At 60.5% G+C, this 13904-nt stretch carries 13 protein-coding genes; 2 read left to right on the plus strand and 11 right to left on the minus strand.

Features of this window, described 5'->3' with window-relative positions; all coding sequences use genetic code 11:
• Positions 1–238: 238 nt before the first annotated feature.
• Together RlegSU303_RS30685 and RlegSU303_RS30690 are read left to right on the plus strand one after the other, a co-directional pair.
• Positions 239–721, plus strand: a complete 483-nt coding sequence (locus tag RlegSU303_RS30685; protein ID WP_017958095.1) for a DMT family transporter — start codon at positions 239–241, stop codon at positions 719–721.
• Positions 718–1158, plus strand: coding sequence for a DMT family transporter (locus tag RlegSU303_RS30690; protein ID WP_222373067.1), 441 nt, complete (start codon positions 718–720; stop codon positions 1156–1158). The genes RlegSU303_RS30685 and RlegSU303_RS30690 overlap by 4 nt, the downstream gene beginning before the upstream one ends.
• 105 nt (positions 1159–1263) lie before the next feature.
• Here RlegSU303_RS30690 and RlegSU303_RS30695 read toward each other — a convergent pair whose 3' ends face one another.
• The 11 genes from RlegSU303_RS30695 to RlegSU303_RS30745 all read right to left on the minus strand — a co-directional run bounded on the left by RlegSU303_RS30695 (position 1264) and on the right by RlegSU303_RS30745 (position 13904).
• Positions 1264–2424, minus strand: coding sequence for an amidase family protein (locus RlegSU303_RS30695; protein WP_222373064.1), 1161 nt, complete (start codon positions 2422–2424; stop codon positions 1264–1266).
• Positions 2425–2437: 13 nt separating this feature from the next.
• Positions 2438–3145, minus strand: a complete 708-nt coding sequence (locus RlegSU303_RS30700; protein ID WP_222373063.1) for an ABC transporter ATP-binding protein — start codon at positions 3143–3145, stop codon at positions 2438–2440.
• A complete protein-coding gene (locus tag RlegSU303_RS30705; protein WP_231283925.1) occupies positions 3138–4895 on the minus strand; it encodes a branched-chain amino acid ABC transporter ATP-binding protein/permease in 1758 nt (585 codons plus the stop codon). The genes RlegSU303_RS30700 and RlegSU303_RS30705 overlap by 8 nt, the downstream gene beginning before the upstream one ends.
• Positions 4888–5721: a branched-chain amino acid ABC transporter permease gene (locus RlegSU303_RS30710; RefSeq protein ID WP_222373060.1), complete on the minus strand. Its 834-nt coding sequence runs from the start codon at positions 5719–5721 to the stop codon at positions 4888–4890. Before RlegSU303_RS30710 ends, RlegSU303_RS30705 begins: the two co-directional genes overlap by 8 nt.
• A 51-nt stretch (positions 5722–5772) precedes the next feature.
• Complete coding sequence (locus RlegSU303_RS30715) at positions 5773–6921, minus strand: substrate-binding protein (protein ID WP_222373058.1); 1149 nt, start codon at positions 6919–6921, stop codon at positions 5773–5775.
• Between the two features lie 29 nt (positions 6922–6950).
• Entirely contained in the window at positions 6951–7796 is an 846-nt protein-coding gene (locus tag RlegSU303_RS30720) for a nitrilase family protein (RefSeq protein ID WP_222373056.1), read from the minus strand.
• Between the two features lie 187 nt (positions 7797–7983).
• Positions 7984–8607: an ANTAR domain-containing response regulator gene (locus RlegSU303_RS30725; protein WP_222373054.1), complete on the minus strand. Its 624-nt coding sequence runs from the start codon at positions 8605–8607 to the stop codon at positions 7984–7986.
• 1 nt (position 8608) lies between these two features.
• The gene (locus RlegSU303_RS30730; protein WP_003553142.1) at positions 8609–9742 is read right to left on the minus strand and encodes a transporter substrate-binding domain-containing protein; all 1134 of its coding nucleotides are present in this window, start codon (positions 9740–9742) and stop codon (positions 8609–8611) included.
• A gap of 146 nt (positions 9743–9888) precedes the next feature.
• Complete coding sequence (locus tag RlegSU303_RS30735) at positions 9889–11337, minus strand: M20 family metallopeptidase (protein ID WP_222403297.1); 1449 nt, start codon at positions 11335–11337, stop codon at positions 9889–9891.
• A 134-nt stretch (positions 11338–11471) separates the two neighbouring features.
• A complete protein-coding gene (locus RlegSU303_RS30740; protein WP_222373051.1) occupies positions 11472–13016 on the minus strand; it encodes an ABC transporter substrate-binding protein in 1545 nt (514 codons plus the stop codon).
• Positions 13017–13040: 24 nt separating this feature from the next.
• Positions 13041–13904 (minus strand): class A beta-lactamase-related serine hydrolase, encoded by an 864-nt coding sequence (locus RlegSU303_RS30745; protein WP_231283926.1) that lies wholly within the window; start codon positions 13902–13904, stop codon positions 13041–13043.

The following is a 13904-nucleotide window of genomic DNA, read 5'->3' on the forward strand; positions in this document are numbered from 1 at the left end:
CGACACCCGGCCATTAGCCATCTGCCGGAAGGGCTCGTCAATGGAAAGGATGTTTGTCGGACCACGATTGACGCCAGGCGGGAAATCCGCTGAGACGTACCGTCCTAATCAGGAACTATGGTCGACGCATTCGTCCAGTCGAGTGCTGCAGCGTCCTTTGCGCGTCCAAAAAGACGCGGCGCTGTAGTGGCAATTTGAAAAATATCGGGCGCAATCGATTCTTTGACAGAGATCTGCAATGACCACCGAAGCACGTAATTCGCATCCCATCTACTTCATCGGAGCCTTTGCCACGGGCGGGCTCCTGACTTTCATGGTGCACCTCAACGGCGAGTTGGCCCGTTATGGCAATCCCCTGTTCTCATCTTGGACCGCGCACGGCACAGGCATCATCGCAGCCGTCATTCTTCTCCTGGTGGTCCACCGCCGGCGCACGCCGTTGGTAGAAAAAGCCCCCAACGCGCCTTTATGGGCTTATCTCGGTGGGATATCCGGTGCGGCAACGGTCATTCTGACCTCGACCGCGGTCAACTCACCGCTCGGGCTCTCCGGCACCTTGGCTTTGGGTTTGGCAGGCCAGGTCGCCTTCAGCGTCGCGGCCGACAGTTGGGGACTGTTCGGTCTGCCAAAGCGGCGCCCAGATAGACGAGACATCGTAGCACTCGGCTTGGTCGTCACGGGGGCTGCGCTCATTATACTGTTTGGGCGAGGTGCGGCGTGACGGTGTTCATTCTCCTCGCCTGCCTGGGCGGTGTGCTCGTCGGCCTCAGTCGTCAGCTCAATGGGCGGTTGAGCATATCGACGACGCCGCTGATCGCATCCTTCTGGAACCATGCCATAGGCTTTGCTGCCCTCACCTGCCTTGGTCTCGTTGTCGGAGGTCTGCTTCCCGCGGGTGCTGCCGAGGCGCCTTGGTATGCCTATCTGGGTGGTCCCATCGGCGTCATCTTCGTGGCGGCGGGCAGTTGGGCGATTGCTCGAATAGGCGCGGTGAATTCGGCTCTGCTGATCATCGGTGGCCAGATGGTAACAGGGGTAGCGTTTGATTATATCAGCGCCGTCCCAGCGTCGTTTTGGGCGAACGCGGCCGGAATTGTTCTCATCGTCGGCGGAATGATGGTCAGCCGGCGACGACGCAAAGCCGGCGGTCCGCAATAACCAAGCGCGCCGTGCTGCGATTCAGGTGCCGCCGACGACCGACAATTTCATCGGCCGGTCGCAAGCCGCGGGGACGGACGGCGGAAACTCACCGCATCTGATCTTTCACTCAGCCGTTAATTGCCGGGCCACATTCATAAGCATCCTGTCGGCGCTCCTTGCGCCGAACAAGGAAAGCGAAACATTTCCCGCGCAATTGACAATGGGGAAAGCCAGTTGTGGGCAACCGCCAAGGCCCGAGAGACACAAAAGCTTGATGCAGGCGGAACGAAATGCGGCAAAGCGTTCCGGTTCTGCATCGCGCCTTGGCGGGTTCATGGCCAAGGTCGGAAGAGCGACAACCATATTTTCGCGGAGTAGCCCGTCGATCTCCGCGGAAAAAAGTTCGCGGATACTGCCTGCCTCGCGCACCTCCTCGTCGTCCAGGCGAGATCCTGACAGAAGACGCGCCGCAATATCGGGCGCAATGGCTTCAGGACTCCGCTCGAAGAGTGTTCTGTTGCTTTCCCAGGCTTCCCTTTGCAGGATGGTGATGAACGCCAGAGCAAGATCGGCGAGGCTGACCGAGGCGATAGCATTGGTCCTGCGAACAGGCATGCCCGCTGATCGAAGGCTGGCGATCATCTCGTCAGCGACCGCGCCGTCAATGGTTGCAAAAATATCCTCAGGAACGAGAATAGATGGTGGTGGGTCATTTGCCGCAGGCATGCCGACGGCGCTCATCAGCGCGGCCATTGGTTCCAGGCTTCTCGTCACGAAGCCCGGCACATCGAAGCTTGGCGCCAGCGGACGCAGCGCCCTGTTGTCGAGGCTTCCATGTGTCGGCCGCCAGCCGATGAGGCCGTTGACGGCGGCGGGCAGCCGGATGGACCCGGACGTATCTGTTCCAAGGCCGATATCCGCGAGGCCAGCGGCAACCGCAACGGCCGAGCCCGACGACGATCCGCCGGGAATGAGGTGGGGATCGCGCGGATTGATCGGCATGCCGAAATGGATGTTGCCGCCGATCAGGGAATAGGCGAGCTCATCCGTATTGGTTTTGCCGACGAAACAGGCGCCGGCATCGAGCAGCGTCTGGACCAGAGGCGCCGTCGATGTCTTGATGCCGGAGGTGGCGAGTAGCGCGGCATTGCCGGCCGCGGTCGGATAGCCAGCAATGTCGAAAAGGTCCTTGACCGCCAGGCGAAAGCCGGAAAGCGGACCGATGGCCGCATGCCCGACATCCGCACCCGGATAGGGCATGAACGCGTTCCATGGGTCTCGCATTTGCTCCCGCTCCCTAGATCTTCAGATGTTGCAGCACCCGGGTGCTGCTATCTGGACCATTGGGGCTTTCGTCTTCGATCGCCCCGAGTTTGAGAATGGCCCAGCGGTCCGCCACCGAAAGGGCAAAATCGAGGTTCTGTTCGACGAGCAGGATGGTCGTGCCGCGCTTTTCGCGATCGTCCCTCAATGCCTTGGCGATGTTCTGGACGACGGAGGGCTGCAGGCCTTCGGAGATTTCGTCGATCAGCAGTAGTTTTGGACGCAGCATCAGCGCCCGCGCCAGGATCAGCATTTTCTGCTCCCCGCCCGATAGCGTGCCGGCCTTCTGCGCCAGCCGGTCCTTCAGGAACGGGAAATAGCCGTAGACCCGTTCCAGGGCGGATGCCAGATCCCGATCACCCTTGAGCGCCAGGCGCAGATTGTCGCGGATGGAGAGATCCTGAAACAACGGCAATTCCTGAGGAGCGTAGCCGATGCCGGAAGCGATCAGCTCCGCAGGTTTCCTGTCGGTGATGACAGCACCGTCCACCTCGATCTTGCCTTTGCCGACACGCAGGAAGCCAAGGATCGTCTTCAGCAGCGTCGTCTTGCCCATGCCATTCTTGCCCATGAGTGCGAAGATCTCGCCCGGCCGGATGGCGAGCGACACGCCATTGACGACATCGACCGCGCCATATCCGCTCGATACGCCGCTGAGCTTGAGTTTGAACGTATCAGCCATGGGCGCCTCCTGCGTAGATGGTGCGAACCGTTTCGGAATTGACCACGTCATTCACCGTCCCGTCGAGAACGAGCTTGCCCTGGTGGAGAACCACGATGCGGCTCGATATGTCACGCACGAAATCCAGATCGTGTTCGACCAAGATGGCGGCGAAACCCATTTCGTCCGTCAGTTTCTTGAGGATGGTTCCGATGGTCATGCGCTCGGTCTTGGTAAGACCCGCAGTCGGCTCGTCGAGAAGAATGATGCGTGGTTCCAGAGCGACGACCATTGCCAGTTCGAGAGCCTGCCTTTGACCGTGCGACAGCAGCGAGACCGGCTTGTCCAGCATGTCGGCCATGCCGGTGAGCGTCAGGATCTCGGCTGCCGCGGCCGGCAGCATGATCTCGCCAAGCGATCGCATCGGGTTGGGTCTCTCGCGGCTGAAACGCGCCATCTTGAGGCATTCGCCGATGGTCATGCTGTCGAAGATGCTGGCAACCTGGAATTTGCGGCCGACACCGAGGGCGACGATCCGTTCGGGTGCACGACCGGCAATATTCGTGCCGATGATATCCACTTGACCTTCGATCTGCTGGGTACCGTCCGACAGACAACGCATCAGCGTGGTCTTGCCGGCGCCGTTGGGGCCGACCAGGCTGACGAGTTCTCCCGCGCCGATTTCAAGGTCGATGCCCTTGAGGACGGAGAAGCTGCCATAGGACTTGCCGAGACCGCGGATCGACAGAAGGCTTTTGCCTGCCAACGCACCATCCTTGGCGACGATGCGCGTCGGCAGGGAATTCAGAGTGCTGCTGGAGTTCGCCGACTGCAGGAAACGCGTCACCAGGGAAGCGAGGCCGCCCGGCAAAAGGATGATCATGGCGACGAAAAGCGCACCGATGATCAGTTGCCACAGGAAGGGCAGATCGCCCGAAAGGCTGGCGCTCAGATAATCGATGCCGATTGCGCCGAACAAGGGTCCGATGATCGTTCCCCGGCCGCCGAGCGCCGTCCAGACGACGAGTTCGGTTCCGAATACGAAGCCGGTATTCTCAGGCGCGACGACCCCCGATGCGTTGGCATAAAGGAAGCCAGCCAGGCCGCATACGCCAGCCAGAACGCCCGTCAGGACGATCTTCAGCCGGGCGGGGTTCATGCCCAGATAGGCAACGCGGGCTTCATTGTCGCGGATTGCGACGAGCAGACGGCCGGCGTCCGACCGGACGAAGACTATTGCAAGAACGGCCAAGGCCAACAGGCACGCGCCCGACAGGCGGAAATAACCGGGAAGCCCGAGCGGGAGGGTTTCGTAACCGACGAGGCCGCTCGAGGAACCAGTCCAGGTGCCGCCCGAAAAGACGAGCTGTGTGACGACGATCGGCACGACGAGCGAGATCACGGTGGCATAGAGCGGTGTCGAGCCGTGATAAAATGACAGCCAGCCGACGGCGAGGCCAAGCACGAGCGGAACGAGCACGGCGGCGACAAGGGCGACGACGAAAAGCGCCGGGCTTGCGCCGATATGGGTGAGAACCATAGCGGTGGCATAGGCGCCGACGCCAAAGAACGCCGCCTGCCCGAAGGTGAGAACACCCGTATAGCCCCACAGCAAGTCGACGGTGATCGCCAGCATGGCGTAGATCATCGAACGCGTCAGTACGTTGAGGCTGAAGCGGCCGAGAAACATCGGTCCGAAGACGATCAGCAGGAGAGCTGTGAGCGCCAGCGCCAGAAGAAGGACAAGCCGGAGTTTTTGTCTGTCACGCACGGGCAAATCCCTTCGGACGTATGCGCAGTGTGATTGCGCAGAGGACGGCCACGGTGATGCCGCCGAGGATTGGGCTGAAATAGGTGCTGACGAGCACCTGAGCGGCCCCGAAGATGAGGCAGGCGGCAGCAAGCGCAGTGAAAGAAGAGCCTGCGACCATCACCAGCATGAAGGCGCCTGTCAGCCAGGCGACGCCCATATTGGGATCGACGCTGGTCAGCGGCGCGAGGAGCACGCCGGCAAGGGCCGCGAGGCCGGTGCCAATCATGAAGGTCGCGAGCCGTACCTTTTCGGTATCGATACCGAGCCCGCGCGCCAGCGTTTCGTTCATGATGACTGCCCGGGCGGAAAGACCAAGTCTTGTCCCATCGAGCAGCAAGGTGAAGCCGAGACCGAGACCGATCGCCGCGACAATGGCGAAAAGACGGTAGGCCGAGTAGCCGGCGCCAAAGAGATCGAAGGTGCCGGGCAGCAGCGCCGGCGTGAACTGCACGTCGCGGCCAAACCAGAGCGTGATCAGCTGCCCGATGACGATGCCAAGGCCCCAGGTTGCAAGAATGGCGTCGAGCGGGCGGCGATAGAGAGGTCGCACGATGAACCGTTCGGCAACGCCGCCCAGGATCGCGCCGACCAGAAACGCGAAGGGAATGGCAAGCCACGGATTGAGGCCGAACCCGCTGACGACGACAGCGCAGTAAGCCCCGATGGTCAGCCATGCGCCATGCGCGAAATTGATGATCTTCAGCACGCCGAAGATCGCAAGTAGCCCGGCGGCAACGATGAAGAGAATGGCCGCAGTGCTGACAATATCGAGGAAGAGCGTCATTTCTAGAACTCCGATGCTGGTGGCGGGGCGCCCTGCCCCGCCACGCTGGTTTCAGAGATTCGGGCACTGATCGCCAGGATCGACGTCCTTGAAGCTATCGACGACTGCAACGCTGCCGTCGTCCTTGACCTGGCCAAGATACATCGTCAGCGGCGCGTGGTGCTGCTTGTTCATGGAGATCTTGCCGCGCGGACCGGTGAAGGATACGTCAGGAAGGGCTTTGAGCACGTCCGCCGTATCCGTGCTGCCGGCCTTTTCGACGGCTGCCTTGTAAAGGTAGATCGCTTCATATTGTGGCACGGAAAGATCGTTCGGCGTGCGCAGTTCCTTGCCGAACTTCTTGTCCATGGCCGAGAGAAAAGCCTTGTTTTCCGGGCTGTCGATGCCGGTGACATAGGATGCGGAGAGGAAGATGTCCTTGGCATCCGCGCCCATGCTCTTGGCGGTGCCTTCGTCGACCGCGAGATTGCCGTAAGGCAGGGTGACGCCAGACGAGCGCAACTGCTTGGTCAAGGTCACGTTCGGTGCGCCGCCGGCCGTCGAGGTGATGATGGCATCGGCGCCGGAGGAGCGGAGCTTGGAGATGATCGCCGTCCAGTCGCTGCCATCCATCGGCAGATATTCCTCGCCGACGATCTGAGCGCCGGCTTTTTCGATATAGCCCTTGGCGAAGGTCAGCATGCCGCGTCCGAAGGCATAATCCGAACCGATCAGGAAGAACTTCTTTGCGCCCTGTTTGCTGATGAAATTGTCGACGACAGGCGGTACCTGCTGTTCTGGAACCCAGGCATCGACGAAAAGATTGGCGTTGCAGGATTTGCCTTCGTAGAAGGACGTGTAGATGTATGGCACATCACCCTTGGAAATGATCGGCAGGCCGGCATTGCGTGCAGCACTCGTCTCCATGGAGATGACCACGTTCACCTCCTTCTGGAAAACCAGGGAATCGAAGGCCTTTTGCGCGCCGGCCGCCCCCGATGCGTCGTCGGCGATCTCAAGCTGCAGAGGCCGCCCGAGCACGCCGCCTTTGGCATTGATCTCTTCGACGGCGAGCTCGGCAGCTTGGACGACGGATGGCGCGACCACGCTGTTTGCGCCTGACAGCCCGACCGGCACGCCGATCTTGATCGGTTCCTCGGCGAAAGCTGCGGTGGCGAATGCCGCAGATGCCAGCGTCAGGATTATGGTTTTCATTTGCATTTTGTTCCCCTTTCTTGAGTGGGTCGTTGTTACCCGTAGACATCGGCTCGGCGGTCGCCGAGCAGATGATTGAAGCTGTTGAGCGTGCGGGTTTCCGTCACGCTCGACAGATCGATTTGCGCAAGGAGGATTTCCTCGCGATCGGCACTGGCCGGACCAGATATCGGCCAGCCTTGCGGGCCGACGATAAGGCTGCGGCCGATGAAGGACTGGCCGCGCTCGATGCCGATCCGGTCGGCGCAGGCAATGTAGAGACCATTGGTGTGGGCGGCCGCCTTGTGGAGGATATTGGCCATCGGTTCGGGAACGCTTTCCGCACCGGCCATCGGGACCCAGTTGGTGGGGACGCAGACCAGTTCGGCGCCGGCCAGCGCCAACTGACGAAACGTTTCCGGAAACCAGCCGTCGTAGCAGATAGCGATGCCGATACGGCCGAAGGACAGATCGAATACCGGCAGGCCGAGATCGCCCTTTCTGAAAAGACGGTTTTCGTTGTTCCACAAATGAAGCTTGCGGTATTTCCCGATATATCCCTCGGGACCGCAGAGAAGAGCGCTGTTATAAAACCGGCCGCCATCCTGCTCGGCAACGCCGCTGACGATGTAAAGGCCAAGCTCCTCGGCGAGGCGACAGAGCGTCTCGGCACTCGGGCCGCCGGGTACCGGGCCGGCCAATGTGGCAACCTCGTCGCCGTCACGGAAGTTATAGCCGCTATCGGCGAGTTCCGGCAGAACGACGATCTCCGCGCCCCTGGTCTTTGCCGACCTCACCAGCCGATCGATAGCCGCAAGATTACCGGCGCGATTACCGACGATCGGTTCGAATTGGACGGTTGCGACGGTTACCGTCCGTGCGGCTGAGGTCTTGACGGTCAATCTTGTCTCCAAACGCAAAAAACCTCTGGCACGGAATTCAATCCGTGAACCAGAGGCTACATAGCCATGATGTGAATGCGGCAGCCCTGCCGCCGAGCAAACCTGCTCGTTGTCTTTAGGCTTGCACGAAAGAATGTGACCGTCAAGCGGCTTTAGCGGGCATTTTCAGCGACGCAAGGGTTGGCGCTTAAGGTTGAGTTTTTGTGCCGATGGAAAGTCCGAGGCTTTTCATGGTGTCTTGCGCGGCAATGATGGATTCGGCGATCGTCGCCATCGGAACGCGCTTTGACGTCGCCTGATCGCGCAAGAGCTTATAGGCCGCCTCCTCGTCGAGACCATTCATCACCCGCAACGCCGAAACGGCTTTTTCGACCAGTCGGCGACTTTTCAAGGTTTCCTCGAGTTTCTGCACCTTGCCGGCGAGCCGTTTTTCGTAGCCATGCCGATAACGTGCAAGCGCAAATTGCGTCAGGATGCCGAGCGGCCGCAACGGTTTGCTGATCACGCCGTGGGCATTGAGATCGATGATCGCCTGGAGAGCGGTCGGGCTCTCATATGTCACGATGGCGATGATCGCCGTCTGCTGGAGGTCGATAATCTGCAGCGCGTGCTCGACGTGCACATCCTCGACATGCAGGAAGACGGTGTCTACGTCAGGAGGCAAGGCTGGCGGAAGCGGCCAGGTCGCCCGGACCTCGCAGCCAAGGCGCTTGAGGTGAGCGATCAGTACGTCGCCGTCCTCGTCGCGTGGATGGACGACCAGAACGCGTGCGCGCCGTAGATCCTGAACGATCCTGCTCGGTCCCGCCATCTCAGGCCTCCAACCAAACGTCTTCGAACCGCGAAGCCGTCAGGTAGGGATCCGGCCGGATCGGGCCAGGCGCCTGCCAGGCAATATCAAACAGTCCATCGGCGCGCGCCACGCCAATGCGGGGATGCAGCCAGAGGTGGCGGGTATCGGCATCGAAATTGATCCGGCCTTCCGGAGCAAGAAAATCTTCCAGGAGAATTTCTTCGGAAATGCGATGGGTCTCGAGCGAGCCGGCCCGGGCAAGCGCGCGGGCAAAAAGGTGAACCTGCGCATAGGCCGGCTGCGACCAGACGCTGGTGGTGAAGTCCTGGCCGAAACGGGCTTTGAATGCCCCTACGAAGCGCTCATTCGCCTCGTTCTCAACCGTCTGGAAATAAGTCGCCGAGAGAATATGGCCGGTGCAGGCGTCGGCTCCGATTTCGCGAATCTCGCTCTCGGCCATGGTCAGACTGGCAATCGGAACCCGCCTGCGATCGATGCCGGTCTCGGCATACATGCGGTAAAAACGCTGCGCCGGCCGGCCGATGATCGTCGAGAAAATGGCATCGGGCTTGAGACGGACAATATCGGAAATAACCGAACGCAAGGTTTGTTCGTCGGCATGAAGAGGAAGGTATCGCTCGCTGACGACTTCACCGCCCTTTGCCTCTACCACGTCCCGCATCACCCGATTGGATTCGCGCGGATAAATATAATCCGCACCGACAAAGAGGATCCGGCGTCCATGGTGGCGGAGAAGGTATTCCGCGAGCGCGAAAGTATTCTGATTGAGGGTGGCGCCGGTATAGACCACATTCTCCGAATATTCGAAACCTTCATACATCGACGGATAAAACAGCAGTCCGTTGTGCCGCTCGACGATCGGCAGCACCGCCTTTCGGCTTGCCGACATCGACGCACCGAAGATGATGTTGACGTCGTCATCGGCCAGAAGGCGCCGTGCCAGATTGCGATAGGCGGTCTGATCTCCACCCGGATCATAGGCGATCGGAACGATGGGCTTGCCAAGCACGCCGCCCGCCGCATTGACTTCCTCAATCGCAAGCGCGGTGCCAAGAAAGTGCTCGGTTTCCGTAATTTCGCTAATTCCGCTTCTGGAAAACAGCACTCCCACCCGCCATTCGGAGCTTGTCATCTTTGCCTTTTCCGAGGTGTTTGAGGTTCGAAAGCGGTGAAATGCCTCAGTTCCGCGCTTTCGACTTCCATACCCTTAGTGCTTTTTCATGGGATCCTGCAAGCGGGTGCGATGCAGGTCGCTGTCACAATAGACGGAGACGGGAACTACCGGCTGTGAACCGATGCAGGCATCACATCGTCGGGTATCGGGCACACATAGGCCTTGCCGCTGGTCTTTTCCCGCCACTCGGCCTTCGCGGCTGCCAGGAGGTCGGATGACCGCATCAGGGCGAAGCCCGTCGCGGCAAGCGTTTTGGCCGCATGCGCCATGGCCTTGTGCGCGGCCGAACTTTTTCCCTGCGCGACGACCTGCCAGGTATGGGGATTGGTGCCGATCGCCCAGGCTGGCGCCCAGCATTGCGCGGTCGGCGTCACCCAGCTGACATCGCCGACATCGGTCGATCCGGCCCGGAAATGCGATTGTCCTTCGAAATCGCGCAGACCGGTGTGCAACGGCGTCGAGCCATCGACCTTGGCGTTGGAGAACACATCGCCCTTGATCTGATAGAGACGGATGCTGCTCCTGATCGCTTCCTGCGTGAAGGTATCCTGGATTTTCCTGGCAAAGGCGATGTCGGCCTCGTCGAAGGCTATCGGCCCGAGTGCGACCATGTTCTCGTGCATTGCCGTTTCCAGCGTGATATTGGGAAGAAGGTTCGTCGAAGCCGTGTCGAACACGATCTCGACCTCGGTTTCGGTCATCATCGCCGCACCTCGTGCAACTTTCTCGACGCGCCCGGCAAGCTCAAGTGCCTGCGGCATGTCAGGCGCCCTGATCAGATAGAGAACCTCGGCGCTGGCCTGCACGACATTGGCGGCTCTGCCGCCGGTGTCGGTGATCGCGTAGTGAACGCGGCAATCCTGCGGCATGTGTTCGCGCAGGAAATTGACGCCGACATTCATGAGTTCGACCGCGTCGAGCGCCGAGCGGCCGAGATGAGCGCTGTTGGCAGCATGTGCCGCGACACCCCTGAAACGATAGTAATATTCGAGAACGGCAAGATTGTTCGTCGAGCGAACACCGTTGAACGGAGCCGGATGCCAGGTCAGGGCGGCATCGACGTCATCGAATGCGCCGGCGCGAACCATGAAGGTCTTGCCGGAACCGCCCTCCTCTCCCGGGCAGCCGTAATAGCGCACCGTCCCGGGCAGGTTGTTCTCCTTGAGGTGGCGGGCAAGCGCAACCGCCGCCATCAGCGATCCGACGCCAAGCAGATTGTGCCCGCAGCCGTGGCCGGTTGCTCCCGCCGCCTCGGGAAGAGGCTCGGCCAGGTCGGCGGTCTGGCTCATTCCGGCCAGGGCATCGAATTCGCCGAGGAAAGCAATCACTGGCTTGCCGCTGCCGGATTGGCCGATGAAGGCCGTTTCCATGTTTGCCACGCCGCGGCGCACGGCAAAGCCGTTTTCCTCGAGCGTCCTTGCCAGCAATTGCGACGAGCGCCGCTCCTCGAATTTCAACTCCGCGAAGTCCCAGATACTGTCGCTGAGAGCGATATAATCCGGCTTCATCTTTTCGACCGTCGCGGCAATGGAGCTGATCGCGTCAAGATTCATGGTATTCCTCGCTGTCTGCCCTGCCGCCACAGGGACGTGTTGCACCGGACCCGGCAGGACTGCCTGCCGGATCTCCTGTTGACTGTCGAAACGGGATGGCGGCGCCCGACCTCATCGGGCGCGGCAGTTCAGGCTCAATTGTCGAGCGAAACTTCCCAAAGACGGGCATTCGATTGCCAGACGGGCTGGCCCTTCAGCTTCTTGGTGGCACCCCAGACATCCACCATGTCATAGAGGAAGATGCCCGGCATTTGCTTGAGCATCAGCGTGTGAAACTCGTCGAAGATCGCCTGACGCTTCGTCTGGTCGGGTTCCGCATAGGCGGCCTTCATCAACTCGACGGCCTTCGGATCATCCCACATCAATGACGCATTCTTGTCCTTGTTGCCGACATAAAAGCCGTACATCAGCGCCGGGTCGAGCCGCGGCGCGACCGATTGCGAGATAATCTGGTAGTTGCCGGACCGGCGGCGATCGACCTGCGTCGCATAGTCGAGCACCTCGATCTGCACATTGAGACCTGCCTGCTGCATCATGGCCTGCGCCATCACCGCGGCCGGGAAGCTTGGCACGTTGCTGCGCTTGTTGGCGATGATGGTAATCGGCTCGCCCTTATAGCCGGCCGTCGCAAGCTCTTTCTTCGCGGCCTCGATGTCGTAAGGCAGACGATCCTTCTGGACATCGTCGAAATAGAGCGAGTCTTGCGAGACCATCGAACCGTTGGCTGCGCCGGTGCCATTGGAGGCGGCCTCGACGAGCTGATCGAGATCGAGTGCCATCGCCATGGCGCGGCGCACGCCGGGATTGCTCAGAACCTTGTCGCGCGTCTGGATGTAGAAGAGGTTTTTGCCGTTGTTGCGAGCCACGATCAGCTGCATCGTGTCGCTCGTCTTGAATTCGGGAATGAGATCCGGCGAAATCTCCGCGGTATCGAGCACGCCGGACTGAAGGCCGGCCTTTACGGTCGAAGCGTCGGGAATGACCATGAACTTGATGCCATCGACGAGAGGGCGCTTGGAGCCGACCATGCCGTCGGGCTTGCCGTCGTTCTCCGGCGAGACATAATCGTCGAACTTGGCGAGATGGATATACTCGCCCTTCTTCCATTCATCCCATTTGAAGGGACCGGTGCCGATCGGCTTGACGAAGCTTCCGTCCGCGCCGACCGATTCCGGGGAGATCATCCCGGTGTAGCCGCATTCGGGGCGCGACATCAGGCCAAGGAAAACCGCGGATGGCTTTTCCAGCGTGATGGTGACGGTCGAAGCATCGACTGCCTTGATCCCGGTAACATGGACGCTGCCGCTGCCGTCGAAATCAGGAAGGCAGGTCCATTTCGTTTCGGGCTTGAGATAACGGTTCCAGTTCCACACGACGTCATCGGCGGTTAATGTCTTGCCGTTGTGGAATTTGACGTCGTCACGCAGTTTGAAGCTGTAGGTCAGCCCATCCGCCGAGACTTCGAAGCTCTTTGCCAGCAGCGGCTTGACCTCGCCGTTGTTGGCATAGCCGACGAGCCCTTCGACGATATGCAGGATGACGCCATCGGTATTGCCGTCGCGATTGACGCCCGGATTGTTGCTGCGCAGATCGGAACTTTGAGCCACGACGATGTCGCGGGCGTCGACCACGCCGGTCATCGCCATCAACATGGTGCCTGCAAGAAGAAGCTTGTGCATTGTTCTACCCTCTTTTTATGATCGTTAGGATTGGAATTCATCCCAGCAGGCGCGTGAAAGCCTGCCGATGGTTTCAAGCGCGACCGTGTAGCCGGGGGTGCCGTCCGGCACCTCCTGCGGCACGTCGTCGGTATAGGCGGCGATGATGTAGAAGGGGGAACCGTCGCGATAGACGATACCGGCATTCATGCGGCCGCGCTTTCCCGTGCCGCCCTTGTGGGCGACGAGCACCCCGAAGGGCAGCCGGGAGGGAATGGCATAACGCAGGATCTGGTTCTTCAGGGTTTGAAGCGCGTAGGCGCTGAGCGCCTGCGAGCAGCCGAGCCGGTCCGCGGCTTCCTGCGAATCCTGCGCATCCAGGATGGTCTGCAGCAGATAGACCTGATCCCGCGCCGTCGTCGTGGTGACGGCTTTCAAAGAATGATCGGGCGACAGCGCCAAGGGAGGGATGAGGAAGCGATGGTTGGTGCCTGACATGCCGATCGACTTGCAATAGCTGTCGACCTCTTCGAGCGTCAGCCTTTCGAAGACCATCTTGGTGCAGACATTGTCGCTCAGCACCATCATGCCGGTGATGGCATCGCGCAGCGATATGACGATACCCGGCGTCAGATAGCGGAACATCCCGCTCGCCACTTCCTCGGCGAAACGTTTTTCGTAGATGATCGGTTCGTCCAGATCCAGGCGGCCTTCATGGGCGGCCTTCAGGGCGGCCATCATGATCGAGGTCTTTCGGGTGCTGGCGGAAGGGGTTTCCTCGTCCGCGCCTCTGCCGATCGTTTCGCCGCTGCCAAGCGCACGCACCATGAAGCGCGTCACGAACGGCTGGGCATCGCAGATCGCGTTCAATCGCTCGACGAGCTTTCCGGATTCAATCATCGTCGTCAT

Origin of the sequence: Rhizobium sp. SU303, from assembly GCF_021052345.1 — a bacterium.
Lineage (GTDB): Bacteria > Pseudomonadota > Alphaproteobacteria > Rhizobiales > Rhizobiaceae > Rhizobium > Rhizobium laguerreae.